Source organism: Stenotrophomonas sp. GbtcB23 (genome assembly GCF_019091045.1).
Classification (GTDB): Bacteria; Pseudomonadota; Gammaproteobacteria; order Xanthomonadales; family Xanthomonadaceae; genus Stenotrophomonas; species Stenotrophomonas rhizophila_A.
Genome location: NZ_JAGXKC010000030.1, coordinates 1 through 17,726, shown reverse-complemented (window position 1 = coordinate 17,726; position 17,726 = coordinate 1). Strand labels below are relative to the sequence as shown.

14 protein-coding genes and 1 pseudogene are annotated in these 17,726 nt (G+C 68.6%); 6 read left to right on the top strand and 9 right to left on the bottom strand.

The window, feature by feature from the left end:
* The first annotated feature begins 16 nt into the window (after nucleotides 1–16).
* The gene (locus KVS69_RS13025; protein WP_217538412.1) at nucleotides 17–697 is read left to right on the top strand and encodes an MliC family protein; all 681 of its coding nucleotides are present in this window, start codon (nucleotides 17–19) and stop codon (nucleotides 695–697) included.
* Between the two features lie 41 nt (nucleotides 698–738).
* Here KVS69_RS13025 and KVS69_RS13020 read toward each other — a convergent pair whose 3' ends face one another.
* Nucleotides 739–1,401, bottom strand: coding sequence for a DUF3011 domain-containing protein (locus KVS69_RS13020; protein WP_217538411.1), 663 nt, complete (start codon nucleotides 1,399–1,401; stop codon nucleotides 739–741).
* 106 nt (nucleotides 1,402–1,507) lie between these two features.
* Nucleotides 1,508–1,909 carry a response regulator gene (locus KVS69_RS13015; protein WP_068853740.1) on the bottom strand — a complete coding sequence of 134 codons (402 nt, stop codon included), beginning with the start codon at nucleotides 1,907–1,909 and terminating at the stop codon, nucleotides 1,508–1,510.
* 162 nt (nucleotides 1,910–2,071) lie between these two features.
* Between KVS69_RS13015 and KVS69_RS13010 the strand changes: the two genes are divergently transcribed.
* The gene (locus tag KVS69_RS13010; protein ID WP_217538410.1) at nucleotides 2,072–2,383 is read left to right on the top strand and encodes a zf-TFIIB domain-containing protein; all 312 of its coding nucleotides are present in this window, start codon (nucleotides 2,072–2,074) and stop codon (nucleotides 2,381–2,383) included.
* A gap of 30 nt (nucleotides 2,384–2,413) precedes the next feature.
* On the opposite strand, the gene KVS69_RS13005 is transcribed toward KVS69_RS13010, so the two are convergent.
* From KVS69_RS13005 to KVS69_RS12980, 6 genes are all read right to left on the bottom strand, one after another.
* Nucleotides 2,414–2,926, bottom strand: coding sequence for a GNAT family N-acetyltransferase (locus KVS69_RS13005; RefSeq protein WP_217538409.1), 513 nt, complete (start codon nucleotides 2,924–2,926; stop codon nucleotides 2,414–2,416).
* Nucleotides 2,926–3,849, bottom strand: a complete 924-nt coding sequence (locus KVS69_RS13000) for a copper resistance protein B (RefSeq protein WP_217538408.1) — start codon at nucleotides 3,847–3,849, stop codon at nucleotides 2,926–2,928. The genes KVS69_RS13005 and KVS69_RS13000 overlap by 1 nt, the downstream gene beginning before the upstream one ends.
* Nucleotides 3,846–5,621, bottom strand: a complete 1,776-nt coding sequence (locus KVS69_RS12995) for a copper resistance system multicopper oxidase (protein WP_217538407.1) — start codon at nucleotides 5,619–5,621, stop codon at nucleotides 3,846–3,848. Before KVS69_RS12995 ends, KVS69_RS13000 begins: the two co-directional genes overlap by 4 nt.
* Before the next feature lie 102 nt (nucleotides 5,622–5,723).
* A complete protein-coding gene (locus KVS69_RS12990) occupies nucleotides 5,724–6,107 on the bottom strand; it encodes a CopL family metal-binding regulatory protein (RefSeq protein ID WP_217538406.1) in 384 nt (127 codons plus the stop codon).
* A gap of 92 nt (nucleotides 6,108–6,199) precedes the next feature.
* The gene (gene recQ, locus KVS69_RS12985) at nucleotides 6,200–8,002 is read right to left on the bottom strand and encodes a DNA helicase RecQ (protein WP_217538404.1); all 1,803 of its coding nucleotides are present in this window, start codon (nucleotides 8,000–8,002) and stop codon (nucleotides 6,200–6,202) included.
* Nucleotides 8,003–8,082: 80 nt separating this feature from the next.
* Entirely contained in the window at nucleotides 8,083–8,646 is a 564-nt protein-coding gene (locus KVS69_RS12980; RefSeq protein WP_254622169.1) for a Dps family protein, read from the bottom strand.
* Between the two features lie 89 nt (nucleotides 8,647–8,735).
* Here KVS69_RS12980 and hrpA point away from each other — a divergent pair, with 89 nt between their 5' ends.
* The gene (gene hrpA, locus KVS69_RS12975) at nucleotides 8,736–12,836 is read left to right on the top strand and encodes an ATP-dependent RNA helicase HrpA (protein WP_217538402.1); all 4,101 of its coding nucleotides are present in this window, start codon (nucleotides 8,736–8,738) and stop codon (nucleotides 12,834–12,836) included.
* 40 nt (nucleotides 12,837–12,876) lie between these two features.
* On the opposite strand, the gene KVS69_RS12970 is transcribed toward hrpA, so the two are convergent.
* Nucleotides 12,877–13,401 (bottom strand): hypothetical protein, encoded by a 525-nt coding sequence (locus KVS69_RS12970; RefSeq protein WP_217538400.1) that lies wholly within the window; start codon nucleotides 13,399–13,401, stop codon nucleotides 12,877–12,879.
* A gap of 96 nt (nucleotides 13,402–13,497) precedes the next feature.
* Between KVS69_RS12970 and KVS69_RS12965 the strand changes: the two genes are divergently transcribed.
* The 3 genes and pseudogenes from KVS69_RS12965 to KVS69_RS12955 all read left to right on the top strand — a co-directional run.
* A complete protein-coding gene (locus KVS69_RS12965; protein ID WP_184126762.1) occupies nucleotides 13,498–15,651 on the top strand; it encodes a bifunctional (p)ppGpp synthetase/guanosine-3',5'-bis(diphosphate) 3'-pyrophosphohydrolase in 2,154 nt (717 codons plus the stop codon).
* A gap of 29 nt (nucleotides 15,652–15,680) precedes the next feature.
* Nucleotides 15,681–17,240 (top strand): hypothetical protein, encoded by a 1,560-nt coding sequence (locus KVS69_RS12960; RefSeq protein ID WP_217538398.1) that lies wholly within the window; start codon nucleotides 15,681–15,683, stop codon nucleotides 17,238–17,240.
* A gap of 43 nt (nucleotides 17,241–17,283) precedes the next feature.
* A pseudogene (locus KVS69_RS12955) lies at nucleotides 17,284–17,726 on the top strand (hypothetical protein); the annotation flags it as partial.

Below are 17,726 nucleotides of genomic sequence, written 5' to 3'. Positions count from 1 at the left end.
GCGCTGTGGAGGTGCCATGAACCGTTTTGTCCTGATCGGCCTGGGCGCGCTGGCGCTGGCGGCCTGCAAGCCCACGCCGACCGATACGGCGGCAGCTCCCTCCGCACCCGCCACGAGCGAAGCTGCGTCCGAATCGCCGAAGCCCGCCACCGCGCCAGCCGCGCTGCCGGCGGCGGGTTCCGAGGGCCCGTCGTTCGATTGCGCCAAGGCCGGCTCGGATGCGGAGAAGACCGTATGCGGTGACGCACGGTTGTCCGCATTGGATCGGGAACTGGCCGGGCTGTACAAGGCGGCGCAGACCGGTCCGGGCGAGCTTGACGTGGCCGCTGAACAGCGCGGCTGGATCAAGGGCCGCGATGCCTGCTGGCAGGCGGTGGACGCCAACCGCTGCCTGCTTGAGTCGTACCAGACCCGCATCGTCGAGCTCCGCCTGGCGGCGGCCACTGGGCCGGGACCGGCCGCGACGCAGTATCAATGCGATGACACCAGCAAGCCGCTTTCGGTGGTGTTCTACAACGAGCTTGACCCGCAGGTTGCGGTCATCGGGTTGGGTCGCGACCAGGCCATCGCGTTTGCCGCACCGTCAGCCAGTGGCAGCCGTTACACCCGCGAGGGCGTGGAGTTCTGGGAACACCAGGGCGAGGCCACGCTGGAGTTCTACGGCACGCGCCTGAGTTGCAAGGCGGCGGGCAGGTAAAGTGAAGTGGGTGCCGGCACAGGCCGGCACCAACACACCGCTCAGCGTACGCGGCGGTAGCGCACTTCGTTCTGACGATCGCCCACTTCGGTGGTCACGAAGCCATCGCGGCTCTGGTTGATGTCGAACACGCTGCTGCCCACGTTGAGCTGGCCGCCATTGACCCAGCCCGACAGGTTCTGTCCGCTGGCCTGTGCCGACATCCGGCCATCGGCTTCGATGCGCATGCGGATGTCGGTGTTGTACATCGGGTTGTAGCCCTCGAACTCGCCCACCATCCACTGCGGCACGTACGAGGTATGACGCGCGCCCTGGTAGTTGTCATCGTTGTAGCGCTCGTCCTGCTTGTTGGCGTTGTGCACGAGCGCGCCCAGGATTGCCGCACCGACCAGCACGCCGGCCGCCACCCTCGCATCATGGTTGTCGTCGTCGCGGTCATGGTGGCGATCATCGCCGCGCACCCGGAACGAGGCGCGGCAGCCGTCGTCGACCCAGACGTTGCGGCGGTCGTAATCCCAGCTGCGCCCCTGGCGGCAGTCGGCACCGGACAGCTTGCGGTCCAGCGTGACATAGCCGGCGTAGGGCAATGCACAGGACTGGTAGCGGTTGTCGCGGCTTTCGCAGGTGACAAAGTCATCCGCGCGCACGTCGGTCAGCGTGGCCAGGAGTAGCAGGGGCGTGCCAAGCAGCAATCGGGTCTGCATGATCAGGATTCCGGCAAGGGAGGTTCACTTGCCGAACGATGCGCAGGGCTCGATGAAATCCTGATGAAAGCAGGGCGCGGCCAGCGCGCCCTGTCGGCTTCCGGGCTCAGGCCGCCCGATCCACATCCTGGTCGCCGAAGCAGGCGCGGATCGCATCCAGCAGCTCGCTCATCGAATACGGCTTGGGCAGGAAGTGGATCCCCGGGGCCAGCTGCGGGGTGACCCGGTCCGGCTGCAGGCCGGAGGTGACCAGTACCGGCAGGCTGGGCTGGTGCTGGCGGATGCGGTGGGCCGCTTCGATCCCGCTCAGCCCGCCCAGGCAGACGTCGGTGAATACGAGGTCGAAGCGCTCGCCGGCCTGCAGCAGGCCCAAGGCGGCTTCGGCCGAGCTGACGGCGGCCACGTCGCAGGCCTGGCTTTCCAGCGCCATGCGGCTCAGTTCACGGGTGTCTTCGGTGTCTTCGATCAACAGCACGCGCGGTGCAACATGGCGCTTGGACAACAGCATGACGCGGGTTCCCCTGCAGGGTTTGGGTGGAAAGGCGCGGCAGTATGGGCAGCAGAAGGTGAGGGGATCGTGCAAAAACCGTCAGCCGAACGTTGTTCTGTTGTGTGCGGGTCAGGTAGGCCACGGTACAGTCAGGATCTGACCCCGAATGGAGCCAAATCGATGCAATGCCCCGTATGTACGACCCAAGCGCTGGTGATGTCCGAGCGCCAGGGCATCGAAATCGATTACTGCCCGCATTGCCGGGGCGTGTGGCTGGACCGTGGTGAGCTGGACAAGATCATCGAGCGCTCGGCCGGTGCGGCCGCGCCCGCCCCGGTGCGTGCCGCCGCGCCGCCTCCGCCGCCGCAGCAGGTCCACCCGCAGGTGCAGCACCGCGACACCCGCCACCTCGGCCAGCAGCACTATGGGGATGGCCAGGGCTACCGCAAGAAGAAGAAAGAAAGCTTCCTGTCCGACCTGTTCGATTTCTGATCGTCCACGCGATCCGTGTGCCGGTCCTGCTCAGGGCCGGCGCAGGATGAATTCCAGGTCGCGGCTTTCGCCCACCGGGAATTCATAGGTGCCTACCTGCACACAGCCGTAGCGCGCGTAGAAGCGCTGCGCGCCGAAGTTCTCCGACCACACGCCCACCCACAGCGTGCGGCGCCGGGGCTGGTCCAGCCAGTCCAGCAACGCGTCCATCAGCCGTGCGCCGTGGCCGCCACCTTGGTGGCTGGCGTGCACGTACAGCCGCTTCAGTTCGATATCGCCTTCCGTCGCCAAGGCATGGGCCAGGCTGTTCGGCCCGGCTGCGAGGTAGCCGATGGCCTGCTCGCCATCGAACAGCAGCCATGCGGCGCTGAGCGGATTTTCCAGCTCACGACGCTGGGGTGCGGGTGAGTAGTGCGCGTCGAGGAAGTCGCGCAGGTCCTGCGGCGGATACGAGTCGCCGAAGGTCTCTGTGTAGGTGGCCATGGCCAATGCAGAGAGCAGCTCTGCATCGGCAGGCGTTGCACGGCGGATCTGCAGTGCCATCAGAACCAGACCCGCACCCCGGCCACCCAGCGGGTGTCACGGGTGTGCTCGCCCGCTGCCTGGTGGTAATCGGCCGTGTCACCGAACAGGCGCTCGTGGCTGACACCGATGTACGGGGCGAAGCGGCGGCTGAACTCGTAGCGCAGGCGCAACCCGGCCTCGACCTTGTTCAGGCCCGCACCCATGCCGTGCTCGGGTTCGTCCCTGGCGGCGAGCGTGGCCTCCACCAGTGGCTGCAGGATCAGGCGGTTGGTGAGCAGCAGCTCGTACTCGACCTCCATCGTGGCAGCCAGTTGTCCGCCTTCGCCGACGTACGCCGTCGCCGAGGTTTCGAACTTGTACGGGGCCAGGCCCTGGATGCCGAACGCGGCCCAGGTGCGCGAGTCCGCCGGGCGGAAGTCCTGCTTCACGCCCACCAGCACGTCCCACCACGGTGACACGCTGCGCCCGTACAGCACTTCGAGATCGGACGACTCCGTGCGCCCGCCGCTGCGTTCGCCTTCGCTGCGTACCCACAGGCGGTTGATGTTGCTGCCGACCCAGCCGCTGGCTTCCCAGGCCTGGCCGGTGCCGTGCTGGCCATCCCAGTGTTCCAGCCGGTTGATCAGCAGCAGGCTGTGCACATTCGGTGCGTGCTCCATCGCATCATGGTTGATGGGCGGGAAGGCGGCCGCTCGGTCGGCGTCGGTGACTTCGGGAATGGGTTCGCGCGGAGCAACCGGCGCGGTGCCATGGCCCATGGCGGCGTGATCCATCGTCGAGTGATCCATCGTTGAATGGTCCATTTTCGAGTGGTCCATCTTCGAATGGTCGACCGCGGCCGGTGCAGCCGCGGGTGCTGCATCGGTGTGTGCGTGCGCATGCGACTGCGCCCACGCCGGCCCGGCGATGGCGCTCAGAAGGGCGACGGTGAGCATCTTCATTCTTCAATCCTCACTTCGCGCATCATCCCTGCTTCCATGTGGTAGAGCAGGTGGCAGTGGTAGGCCCAGCGGCCCAGCGCATCGGCGCGCACGCGGTAGCTGCGGCGGGTGCCGGGCGGCATGTCGATGGTGTGCTTGCGTACCTGGAATTCGCCGTCTGCGTTTTCCAGGTCGCTCCACACCCCGTGCAGGTGGATGGGGTGCTGCATCATGGTGTCGTTGACCAGCACGATGCGCATGCGCTCGCCGTAGTTCAGGCGCAGCGGTTCGGCGCTGGCAAACGGAATGCCATCGAACGACCAGCTGAATTTTTCCATGTGGCCGGTGAGATGAAGTTCGACCTCGCGCGACGGCTCGCGCCCATCGGGATCCTCGAACAGACTGCGCATCGCGCCATAGGTGAGGACCTGGCGGCCGTTGTCGCGCAGGCCGATGCCCGGGTCGTCGAGCTTGGGCCCGGTGGCCGCGCTCTGCATGTCGACCAGCGGGTTGCCGTTCTCGCTCGGCGCGTGGCGCGGTGCCTTGCCGGCGCTGCCATGGCCGGCATGGCCCATGTTGGCGCCGCAGCCGCCTTCCATGCCCTTCATGTCGTGGCCCATGCCGCCCATGTCATGCCCCATGTCGCTCATCGTCAGCAGCGGGCGCGGGTCGCGCGCGGGAATCGGTGCCTGGAGCCCGTGGCGCACGGCCAGGGTGCCGGCGGCGTAGCCGGTACGGCCCATGTCCTGGCAGAAGATGGTGAACGCATCCTGGCCAGTGGGCTCGACGATCACATCGAACGTTTCCGCCGGCGCGATGCGGAATTCATCGATGCTGACCGGGTGGATGTACTGCCCGTCGGCGGCGACCACGGTCATCTTCAGGCCGGGAATGCGCACGTCGAAGTAGGTCATCGAACCGCCGTTGATGAAGCGCAGCAGCACCTTTTCGCCGCTGCGGAACAGCCCGGTCCAGTTGCCGGCCGGGGCGGTGCCGTTGAGCAGGTAAGTGTAGGTGTGGGCATTGATGTCGGAGATGTCGGTGGGGGTCATCCGCATCCTTCCCCACATGCCGCGGTCGGCGGTGGCCGCGCTCCAGCCATCGCGGCGCACGTCGCGCAGGAAATCGGGCAGCGTGCGCTTGTAGTAGTTGTCGTGCTCGGCGAGCTTCTTCATGCGCCGGAACAGCGCGCCGGGGTCCATGTCGGTCCAGTCCGACAGCAGGATCACGTGCTCGCGGTCGAACCGGTAAGGGGCCGGCTGCAGCGGGTCGATGATCAGCGCGCCGTACAGGCCGGCCTGTTCCTGGAACATGGAATGGCTGTGGTACCAGTAGGTGCCGGACTGCTTGAGGGTGAACCGGTACTGGTAGGCCTCGCCCGGGGCGATGCCGTTGAAGCTCAGGCCGGGCACGCCGTCCATGTTGGCCGGCAGCAGGATGCCGTGCCAGTGGATCGAGGTGGGGTGGCCCTGCAGGGCGTTGGCCACGCGCACGTTGACGGTGTCGCCTTCGCGCCAGCGCAGGATCGGTGCGGGCAGGCTGCCGTTGACGGTGATCGCCGGGCGGGTGCGGCCGGTGAAGTTGGCCAGTGATTCGCCGATGCTCAGCTGGAACTGATGGCCGCTGAGCACCTGCGGGGCGGTAGCCACGCGGGGGGCGGCGTTGGCCAGGGCGCGCGCGGGCACGGCGCCTGCCAGGCCGGCAACCACGCCGCCGGCGGCCAGGCCCTGCACGAACAGGCGTCGCGACGGTACGGGCGGGGCGCCCGCGCCGGGGGAAGAGGGGTATGACATTGCAACTCCGAATCGGATCCGAGGGGCACGCGCAGGTGCCGGCAGGACGCGCGTGCGTCAGCACGGCATCGCGTTACGCAGGCGTTCGTGGCGAACGCGCGCTCAGGCGATGGGAGGGCGGGTGATGCGGTCCAGCGGCGGGCTGGGCAGGGACGGGTGGGCAACCTGCAGCAGCAACGGCGACGGGGGTGGCGGTACCGGGATCCAGGCGATCTGCACGGTCAGGCTGGGCTGCTGGGCGCAGTTGCGCAGGCAGTCCTTGATCCTGCAGTGCTCGCCGTCGTCCGGTGCCTGGGCCGGCGGTTCGGCCGGGGCACCGTGCAGGGCGGCATGCTCCTGGCCATGGCAGGGCGGCGCGGGTGCGTCTTCGGCAGCGGCGGGCGTGGCCATCGCCAGCACCATGGGGCCGGCCATGGCCGCGTTCAGCCCGTTGAGCAACAGGCTGAGCATCAATACCACTCGCAGGAGCAGGCCACCGGCGGACATGGGCGCCACATTAGCGCCAAAGCGCGCACCACGCACCTGTGCCTGAACGGCAGGTTCAACGTTGGACGTGGGTCTGGCTGGGCGCGCGCGCATCAGCCTTCTTCGCGGACGATCTCCACCAGCCGCTCGCCGTAGCGGGACAGCTTGGTGCCACCGATGCCGCCTACGCGGCCCAGCGCGTCGATGCTGGTGGGGCGCTGTTCGGCGATGTTGCGCAGGGTGCTGTCGTGGAAGATCACGAAGGCCGGCACGTTCTGCTCGCGTGCCAGCTCGGCACGCAGGCCGCGCAGGGCGTTGAACAGGGCCAGGTCCTGCGGCAGCACCGACAGGCCGGTGCGCTGGCCGCCGCGCTCGCGTTCGCGGGTCCTGGGGCTTTCGCGGCGCATCATCACCTTGCGCTCGCCCTTGAGCACCTGGCGGCTGCCGTCGGTCAGGCGCAGGCCGCCGTAGGCGTCGCTGTCCACTTCCAGCAGGCCGGCGGCCACCAGCTGGCGGAACACGCTGCGCCAGGTGCGGGCATCAAGATCCTTGCCGATGCCGTAGGTGCTCAGTTCGGTATGGCCGAACTGGCGAATCTTGTCGTTCTCGCCGCCGCGCAGGATGTCGATCAGGTGGCCCACGCCGAACCGCTGGCCACTGCGGTACACGCAGCTCAGCGCCTTCTGCGCGGCCACGCTGGCATCCCAGGCATCGGGTGGCTGCAGGCAATTGTCGCAGTTGCCGCACGGCTGCGGATAGGTTTCGCCGAACCCGGCCAGCAGCACCTGGCGGCGGCACTGCATGGATTCGCAGTAGCCCAGCAGGTGGTCGAGCTTGGAGCGTTCCAGCGCCTTGCGCTCTTCGCCCGCCTCGGACTGCTCGATCATCTGCTTGAGCAGCACCACGTCGCCCAGGCCGTAGCAGAGCCAAGCTTCGGCCGGTTCGCTGTCGCGGCCGGCACGGCCGGTTTCCTGGTAATAGCCTTCCATCGACTTGGGCAGGTCGGTATGCGCCACGAAGCGCACGTCGGGCTTGTCGATGCCCATGCCGAAGGCGATGGTGGCGCACATCACGATGCCGTCTTCGCGCAGGAATCGGCGCTGGTTGGCCGCGCGCACCTCGGCCGGCAGGCCGGCGTGGTAGGGCAGGGCGTTCATGCCCTCCTTGCACAGGAACTCGGCGGTTTCCTCGACCTTGCGTCGCGACATGCAGTAGACGATGCCCGCTTCATCGCGGTGGCCGCGCAGGAAATCCAGCAGCTGGCGCCTGGCGTTGTCCTTCTGCACCACGGTGTAGCGGATGTTGGGCCGGTCGAAGGAGCTGACGAAGTGCTGGGCATTGGTCAGGTCCAGCCGCTCGGCGATCTCGCGCTGGGTCGGCGGGTCGGCGGTGGCGGTCAGCGCGATGCGCGGCACGTCCGGCCAGCGCTCGTGCAGAACGGTGAGCTGGCGGTATTCAGGGCGGAAATCGTGGCCCCACTGCGAGACGCAATGGGCTTCGTCGATGGCGAACAGGGCAATGCGGCTGCGCGCCAGCAGGGACAGGAAACGGCCGGTGAGCAGCCGCTCGGGCGCGACGTACAGCAGTTCCAGCTCGCCGGCGGCCAGCTCGCGCTCTACCCGGGCGGCGGTTTCGCCATCCAGGGTCGAATTCAGGTATTCGGCGCGCACGCCCAGCTGGCGCAGGGCTTCCACCTGGTCCTGCATCAGCGCGATCAGCGGTGAGATGACGATGCCGGTGCCCTCGCGCAGCAGGGAAGGCACCTGGTAGCACAGCGACTTGCCGCCGCCGGTGGGCATCAGCACAAGCGCGTCATTACCGGCCGCGACATGCTCGACGATCGCCTGCTGCGGACCGCGGAAATCGTCGTAACCAAAGATGCGGTGCAGCAGTTCGTGCGCGGGGCGGGAAGACATCGCGCTAGTTTACCGGTTCCGGGGGGTGCGTTCCCCGTCCGGAATTCCCCCGATGGAGCATCGGGGGAACGGGGCCGGCGTTACTGGAGGAGCGAGCGGAGCATCCAGGCGTACTTCTCGTGGGTCTGCAGGCGCTGGGTCATCAGGTCTTCGGTCGGGGCGTCGTCGGCGTCGTCGGCCACGTCCAGCACCTTGCGGGCGGTCCGGCACACGGCCTCGTTGGCGGCGACCAACTGGCGTACCATTTCACGCCAGTCCGCGCTGTCGGTCAGGCCCGGTTCCTCGGCGATCGAGGTCAGGGCGGCGAACTCGCGGTAGGAGCCCGGCGCGTTGAAGCCCAGGGCGCGGATGCGTTCAGCCACGTCGTCCAGGGCCGCCCACTGTTCGGTGTACTGGGTCTCGAACATCAGGTGCAGCGAGTTGAACATCGAGCCCGTCACGTTCCAATGGAAGTTGTGGGTCTTCAGGTAGAGCGTGAACGCGTCTGCCTGGAAGGCCGACAGGCCCTCGGCAATCTTCTTGCGATCCGCTTCCTTGATCCCGATATCAATGTTCGGGGCCGAGGGCGCCGCTGCTGACAGCTTCAGTTTGGCGCCCTGGGGCTTGGTGGCCTTGGGTTTGGCCGGGGTCTTGGTCTTCGCCATGGGGGAAATCCTCGTGTTGGATGGGATGGCCTTCACAATAAGTCAGACTAACCTTCAGTTGTACTCATAAGTTCTAAACGATCCGATTGATGACTGCTATCAAACAACCCGATGCTTCGTCCCTGTCTTCGCAGCAGGCCGCCATTGACGGGGCCATGAGCCGTGATCGCGGTCGTCTGCTCGGCATGCTCTCGCGCTGGCGGGCCAAACCGGCCGATGCCGGCGTGGCGGCGGCATTCCAGCAGGCCCTGCACGCGTCGGTGCAGCGGCGCCAGGCGCGGGCGCTCAACCAGCCGTCGATCAGTCTGGACGACAGCCTGCCGATCGCGCGTGAAGCCGAGCGCATCACCGCGCTGATCCGCGAACACCAGGTCGTGGTCATCGCGGGTGAAACCGGGTCGGGCAAGACCACCCAGCTGCCGAAGCTGTGCCTGGCCGCCGGGCGCGGCGTGGCCGGCATGATCGGCTGCACCCAGCCGCGACGGATTGCCGCACGTGCGGTGGCCACCCGCGTGGCGCAGGAGCTGCACTCCGAGCTGGGCACCACGGTCGGCTACCAGGTGCGCTTCACCGATCGGGTTGGCGACGATACCCGCATCAAGTTCATGACCGACGGCATCCTGCTGGCCGAAATCAGCAGCGACCGCTGGCTGTCGCAGTACGACACGATCATCGTCGACGAGGCGCACGAACGCAGCCTCAACATCGATTTCCTGCTCGGCTACCTCAAGCAGCTGCTGCGCAAGCGCCCGGACCTCAAGCTGATCGTCACCTCGGCGACGATTGATACCTCCCGCTTCGCCCAGCACTTCGACGATGCGCCGGTGATCAGCGTGGAAGGCCGCACGTTCCCGGTGGAAGTACGCTACCGCACGCTGGAAGGCGAGGGCGGTGGCGATGAGGACGGCGGCCGCGATGGCGAACGCACCGTCAACGATGCGGTGGTGGCGGCAGTGGATGAAATCACCCGGCTCGACCCGCGCGGTGACATCCTGCTGTTCTTCCCGGGTGAACGCGAAATCCGCGACGCGCACCAGGCGCTGGAACGGCGTAAATACCGCGAAACCGAAGTGCTGCCGCTGTACGCGCGGCTGTCGGTGAAGGACCAGGACGCGGTGTTCAACCCGGGCAGCAAGCGCCGCATCGTGCTGGCCACCAACGTGGCCGAAACCTCGCTCACGGTGCCGCGCATCCGCTACGTGATCGATCCGGGCCTGGCCCGGGTCAAGCGCTACAGCCCACGCCAGAAGCTGGACCGGCTGCATATCGAGGCGATTTCACAGGCCAGCGCCAACCAGCGCAAGGGCCGTTGCGGTCGCGTCTCCGCAGGCATCTGCTACCGGCTGTACTCCGAAGCGGATTTCCAGTCGCGCGCCGAGTTCACCGATCCGGAAATCCGCCGCTCCAGCCTTTCCGGGGTGATCCTGCGCATGCTGCAGCTGGGCCTGGGCCGGATCGAGGATTTCCCGTTCCTGGAAGCCCCCGACGAGCGCGCCATTGCTGATGGCTGGCAGCAGCTCGGCGAGTTGGGCGCGATCGACAACGATCGCCGGCTTACCCCGATCGGCCGCCAGATGGCGCGCCTGCCGGTGGATGTGAAGCTGGCCCGCATGCTGGTCGCCGCGCAGGCGCAGGGCTGCCTGCGCCCGATGCTGGTCATTGCTTCGTTCCTGGGCATCCAGGATCCGCGCGAACGCCCGCCCGAAGCGCGTGCCGCCGCTGACAACGCACACGCGCTGTTTGCCGATGGGCGCTCTGAATTCGTCGGCGTGCTGCGCCTGTGGGAAGGCTATCGCCAGGCCCACGAAGACCTGACCCAATCCAAGCTGCGTAACTGGTGCGATCGCCATTTCCTCGGCTTCCTGCGCATGCGCGAATGGCGCGAGCTGCACCGCCAGCTGCGGGTGCTGTGCGAAGAGCTCGGCTGGAGCGAAGAGCCGCTGGACAGTGCGATGGCGCCGTTGCTGGCCGGTTCGTCGGCCCCTGCGCCCGTTCGCGATGATGCCGAGAAGGCCAAGGCCACCCGTGGCCAGCAGCATCGTGCCGCCCGCCTGGCCCGCGAGGGCAAGACCGAACCGCCGGCTGCCACGGTTGTGCCGGCCGCCCCCGCAGTGGCCGTAGAGGCCCGCAATGCCTTCAGCGAGCGCGTGCGTGCCGCGGCCTACCAGACCCTGCACCGTGCACTGATCGCCGGCCTGCCAACCCAGATCGGCCACCGCAGCGACAAGGGCGATTTCCTGGCCCCGCGCCAGCGCCGCTTCCTGCCATTCCCCGGCTCGGTGATGGCCAAACGGCCGCCGCCGTGGCTGCTGGCCGCCACCCTGCTGGATACGCAGAAGGTATGGGGCCTGACCAATGCGGCGATCGAACCGGACTGGGTGATCGCCGAACTGCCGCACCTGCTGCTGCGCAAGCACTTTGATCCGCACTGGTCGCGTGCGCAGGGCCAGGTGCTGGCCTCGGAGCAGATCAGCCTGTTCGGGCTGGTGCTGGCACCGAAGAAGCCGGTGCACTACGGCCGCATCGCCCCGGGCGAGGCGCACGACATTTTCGTGCGCCAGGCGTTGGTCACCGGCGAGATCAACACCCGCGCCAGTGTCATCGCCGACAACCTCAAGGTGCTGGAGCAGGCGCGCGAAGAAGAAGCCAAGCTGCGCCGCGCCGGCATCGTGGCCGATGAAGGCTGGCAGGCGCGCTGGTACCTGGACCGGATTCCGGCCGAGATCCACTCGGCCACCGGGCTGGATACCTGGTGGAAGGCGCTGGCCCCGGAGAAGAAGCGCGCGCTGGCGTGGACGCTGGCCGACCTGCTGCCGGGCGAGGGCAGCGATGCCGAGCGCTACCCGACGTACCTGCCGCTGGGCGATGCGCGGCTGGCGCTGCACTACCGCTTCGAACCCGGAAGCGACGAGGACGGGGTCAGCCTGGATGTGCCGTTGCACCTGCTCAACGCGTTGGACCCGGCACGTCTGTCGTGGCTGGCGCCGGGCTTCGTGGCCGACAAGGCCTCCGCGCTGATCCGCAGCCTGCCCAAGGCCATGCGCCGCAACTACGTGCCCGCGCCGGACTTCGGTCGTGCCTTCGCCGAGGCGTTCCCCGCGCCCAGCGCCGACGACCTGCGTGGCGAACTGGCCCGGTTCCTGTCGCGCGCGACGGGCGCGCAGGTGGCGGCCATCGATTTCGATGAAAGCGCGCTTGACCCGCACCTGCGCATGAACCTGCGCCTGCACGATGCGCAGGGCAGGTTGCTGGCCGCCTCGCGCGACCTGGAGGCGCTGCGCGCCCGCTTCGGCGCGCAGGCCGGCGATGCATTCGCCGCACGCGCTGGCCGTGCGTTGGCAGCCGAAGGGCTGCGTGATTTCCCGGCGGCGCCGATTCCGCTGCAGGTACCCGGTGAAGCCGGCGTGCCGGCGTATCCGGCGCTGGTGGATGCCGGTGAGTCCGCCTCACTGCGCATTTTCGCCGACCGCAACGAAGCGTTGGAGCAGCATCCGCGTGGCGTACGCCGGTTGATGGATATCGCGTTGGCTGACAAGGCCAAGCAGGCGCGCAAGCAGCTGCCGGTGCCGCCCAAGACCGGCCTGCTGTATGCCTCGATCGAATCGCAGGAACGCCTGCGCGGTGACCTGGTGGATGCGGCGATGAATGCCGTGCTGGCCGACGGCCTGGGCGAGATCCGCGACCCGGCGGCCTTTGCCAAGCGGCGCGATGCCGCCGGCCGCGACCTGTTCGGCGAGGCGATGGCGCGGCTGAAGCTGGCGGAAAACATCCTGGCGCACGTGGCCGAACTCAAGCCGCTGCTGGAAGCACCGCTGATGGGCTGGGCGCGCGGCAACCTGGATGACCTGGAACAGCAGCTGGCGGCGCTGGTCCATCCCGGGTTCCTGCGTGAGACGCCTGCTGAAGCACTGGCGCAGTATCCGCGGTACCTGCGCGCGATGATCCTGCGCAGCGAACGGGCCAAGCGCGATCCGCCGCGTGACCAGGCGCGGATGCTGGAACTGCGTCCGTTCCTGGATGCCCTGGAAGAGGCGCAGGCGCGCGGCCTGCGCGACCGCACGCAATGGCAGGCGCTGCGCTGGGACCTGGAAGAGCTGCGGGTATCGCTGTTCGCGCAGGAACTGGGGGCCAGGACCGGCATTTCGGCCAAGAAACTGGCCCAGCGGGTGGCGGCGCTGCGCCAGGCGTGAACAGGCATGTCCCGCGCGGCAACCGCGCGGGACATGCGGGTCATTTGATTCGCTGGACCTTGGCGCGGGTGTTGGTGCCCTTGACCTGCAGGTACCAGGCGCCCATCACGCCCGGGGCAATCGACACTTCCGGATCGGTGCGGCGCACACCCGAGAGCGTGGTGTCGTCGGTCTGTTCCCATTCCTGATTGTTGGCCAGCACGTAACGGCGGCCCTTGCCGAAGCCACGGAACTCGCCCTGCAGCGTGCTGACGATCGGCTCCTTGCTGCCGAAGTCGAAGAAGCCGCGGTTCTTCACGATGACTTCCTGGCGGCCTTCCTCGCGTGCTTCTTCGCGCACCTGCTCACGCACGTCGGCGGTGACTGCGGCCACCTTGCCCTGCAGCCAGCCGTTGAGGGCGGCCAGTTCGGCGGGGCTCAACTTGTCCAGGCCAGCTGCCTTGAATTCGGCCGGGGACATCTGCTGCTGCAGGTCGCCTTCGACCACGCGCTGGGCGAGGGCGGGCCCGGCCATGGCCAGCAGGACGGCCGCAGCGGCCAACACTCTAAGACGGGAAAAACGCATGGCAGCTCTCCAGGAATGCACGATGGAACCGGTTCTGATTGTCCGGCAACGATACCAGCGCTAGTGTAGGGCTCTCTATCTTGTCTGCATGATGCTGTGAACCGCGCTTCTGTCCCCGGCCTGGATGGCTTGTTGAACCGACCCTCGGCGGCCTCGCTGTCCCCCGCAGTGCGCGAGGCGCTGCTGCAGCGCTGGCAGGCCGACGATGCCGACCACGCCCAGTCCGCCCCCTGGCCGGTGCTGGCCGATACCCTGGATGCGCTGGCCCTGCTGTCGGCCGACGACAGCGCCCTGCTGGCGGCCCTGTTGTTCGACCTGCCGTGGCTGCGTGCCGGGCTGGACGCACTTCCGCTGGGCAGCCACAAAACGGCCGTGGTCGGCCTGCTCGAGGGCCTGGACGCGGCCGACCAGGTCTGGGCGCTGCACGCCGGGCGCGATGCCGGGCGCAACAGCGAAGGCCTGCGCCGGCTGTTGCTGTCGATCATCCAGGACCTGCGGGTGGTGCCGATCCTGCTGGCCCGGCAGCTGGCGCGGATGCGCGCTGCCGACAGGCTGCCCGAGGAAGAGCGCCGCGCGCTGGCCCAGCTGACCCGCGACATCCATGCACCGCTGGCCAACCGGCTGGGCATCTGGCAGCTGAAGTGGGAACTGGAAGATCTGGCGTTCCGGCACCTGGAGCCGGAGACCTACCGCCGCATCGCACGTGAAGTGGACGAAACACGGCTGGCGCGCGAACGCTATGTCGAGTCGGTCAAGAAGGTGCTGTCGCGCGAGCTGCTGGCGCAGGGCATCGAGGCCGAGGTCAGCGGGCGCCCGAAGCACATCTACAGCATCTGGCGGAAGATGCAGAAAAAGCGGCTCGCGTATGAGCAGCTCTACGACATCCGTGCGGTGCGGGTGATGGTCAAGGACGTGGCGGCCTGCTACGCCGCGCTGGGCGTGGTGCACTCGCTGTGGGCACCGGTGCCGAGCGAGTTCGATGACTACATCGCCCGGCCCAAGGCCAATGACTACCGCTCCCTGCATACCGCCGTGGTGGGGCCGGAAGGGCGCACCATCGAAGTGCAGATCCGCAGCCACGACATGCACGCCCAGGCCGAGCTCGGCGTGGCCGCACACTGGCGCTACAAGGAAGGCAGCAAGGGCGCGGAAAAGGCGTTCGACCGCAAGATCACCTGGATGCGCCAGCTACTGGAGCAGTCGCAGGAAGGTCATGGCGGGGAGCTGGCAGGCGCGCTGGACGCCGAGCTGACCGAGGACCGGGTCTATGCGCTGAGTCCGAAGGACGAGGTGATGGACCTGCCGCAGGGCGCCACGCCGCTGGATTTCGCGTACCACGTGCACACCATGGTCGGCCACCGCTGCCGTGGTGCGAAGGTCAATGGGCGCATCGTGCCGCTCACCTACCGCCTGCGCAGTGGAGACCGGGTGGAAATCCTCACCGGCAAGGAAGCCGACCCGCGCCGGGACTGGCTGCTGGCCTCCAACGGTTACCTCGCAAGCAACCGCTCGCGCGAGAAGGTGCGCGGCTGGTTCCACAAGCTGGACCGGGCGCGCAACGTGCAGGCCGGGCGCGACCTGCTCGACCGCGAACTGAAGCGGCTGGGGCTGGCGCAGGCGGACCTGGCCGTGGCGGCGAAGAAGTTCCATGCCGACAGCGTCGATGACCTGTACATCCAGGTGGCGCTGGGCGACACCGGCCCGCACCAGGTCAGCCGGGCATTGCTCGAAGCCGAGCGTGCCGCCACGCAGCCGGCGGTGCCCGCGTTGCCACGGCCTACCGCGCGCCGCGACAGCCTGGGCAAGTCCAAGTTCACCGTACAGGGCGTGGGCAATCTCCTGGTGCAGCTGGCACGCTGCTGCCAGCCGGTGGCCGGCGAGCCCATCGTCGGTTACCTGACCCGTACCCGCGGGGTTACCGTGCACCGCACCGACTGCGCCGCATTGGCGCGGCTGTCCGCCGCCAGCCCGCAGCGCATCCTGCCGGTCGAATGGGGCCAGGCAGGCGGAGGCTACGAGGTGGACGTGGTGGTCGACGCGGTGGATCGCCGCTGGCTGCTCAAGGACATCACCAACCTGATCGCGCAGGAGGACGCGTACGTGCTGGACATCCACAGCGACAACGTCCGCAACAGCGGCCGTGCGCACCTGCGCCTGCGCCTGAAAGTGAGCGACTACGGCCAGCTTTCGACGCTGTTGGGGAAACTGGATGCCTTGCCCGGCGTCAGCGACGCGCGGCGTCTGGGCTGACCTCACGTGACCCACGCTACGCTCACGGAATGAGCCGCCATCCCGACCATGAGGACGCCGCGCATGCCGCCCTGCGCCGCGTGCGCCGCGAAGGCCGCTGGTGGTGGGTGCAGGCCTGGCAGTCGCGGCGCATCTGGCGCTGGGCGCTGCTGGTGGCGGTGGTGGTGTTCGTACTACTGGTCGCGTTCGGGCGCCCCTTGGCCAACTGGTTCTGGAATGAGCCGCAGGTGGAGCAGCTGCTGGACCGGGGCGACCGTGCGCTGGCGGCCGGCCGCCTGAGCGCAGCCGATGGCAGCGGCGCGCGCGAGTGGTACCAGGCGGCGCTGGCGCTGGACAGTGATCGTCCGCAGGCCCGCGCCGGCCTGGCGCGCACCGCGCGCGCGGCGTTGCGGCAGGCAGGTGCGGCGCTGGATGCCGGTGACCTGGCGACCGCACAACGGGCGCTGGCCTTGGCCCGCGAACTGCAGGTGCCGCAGCGCGACTACGATGCGGTGGCGCGTCGCCTGCGCGAGCACCAGCAGGATGGCGCCGGGATCGGTGCGTTGCTGGGCCGTGCCGAATCCGCGCTGCAGGCGCAGCGCCTGGATGGCAGTGATGACAGCGCGTTGCCCTTGTTCCAGCAGGTGCTGGCGCGCGCGCCCAACCACCTGCGCGCGCTGGAAGGACGCGAGGATGCGCTTTCAGACCTGCTGCAGCAGGCGCGCGATGCGGCGGCGCAGGGGGATGTGGCGGGGGCGGCTTCGCGCGTGCAGCGTGCGCGCGCCTTCGATGCCGGACATGTCGATCTCCCAGCCAGCGAGGCCGCGTTGAACGCTGCGCTGGAGGCGCGCGTGCGTGACGGCCAGCAGCTGCTGCGCCGGCAGCGCTGGCAGGCCGCAGGTGACGCGTTCCAGTCGGTGCTCGCGGTGCGTCCGGACGATGCGGCCGCGCAGCAGGGGCGACAGCAGGTGGTCGAGGCGCTGCTGGCATCGGCGGCACGGCAGGCCGCCGATTTCCGCTTTGACCTTGCCGGGCAGGCGCTGGATGCCGCGCAGGGGTTCGGTGCGTCCGAACGCCAGTTGGCCGCGTCACGCCAGGTGGTGGCGCAGGCCCGCGAGGCCGAGCGTGCGCTGACCGCGCCGGCCACGCCGCATCGACGCCGCGAACAGGCACTGCGCGCCCTGTTGGCGCGTTTCGACGACGCGCAGGCGCGTGGCGACATGCTTTCACCACCCGGAAGCAGCGCTTATGACGCACTGCGCGAAGCGCAGGCGTTGGCACCGCAGGATGCGCGCGTGCGTGCGGCCGCGCAGCGGATGCTGCCCGCCACGCAGCAGTGCGTCGATGATCGCCTGCGTGAGAACCGGGTGCAGGCGGCGGGCGCCTGCCTGGAGGCATGGCAGGCATTGTCGCGCAGCGGCAGCCAGGCCGACGCCGGCCTGCGCCTGGGACAGCGCTGGTTGGCGATCGGCAGCGAGCGCCTGGGCCGCGGCGACGTGGCATTCGCACGCGAGGCCCTGCGCCAGGCCGCGCGCTGGGGTGTCCCGCCCACGGCGGCCGAATACCAGACGCTGCAACAGCGCCTGGGCGACGTCGAACCGGTGCGCTGACCGGGTCGGGTATAGTGCGCGCACGTTTTGACGTGGATGGACGATGACGGTTCTTGTTTCCGGCGGCACCAGCCAGATTGGCCGGTTCCTGCTGCCGCGGCTGGTTGCCGCCCAGCTCCCCGTGGTGGCGCTGAGCCGTCATGCGCAGGCCCCGCAGCCCGGCGTGGACTGGCAGGTGGGGGACATGCGCGCCCTGCCGTTCCCGCAGGAACCGTTGCAGGCGATCGTCAGTTTCGCGCCGCTGGATGCGTGGGGTGACTGGTTGGCCCGCCAGGACGCTGCGCCGGCAGCCAAGATCATCGTCACCAGCTCGATGAGCGTGCTCACCAAGCAGGGATCGGCGCAGGCGGACGAACAGGCGCTGGTGGCGCTGCTGCAGCGGGGCGAACACAACCTGGCAACGCAGGCCGGGCGGCTGGGCATGCAGTGGGCCGTGTTGCGCCCGACCCTGGTCTACCGTGCCGGCGTCGACCGCAGCCCGACCCC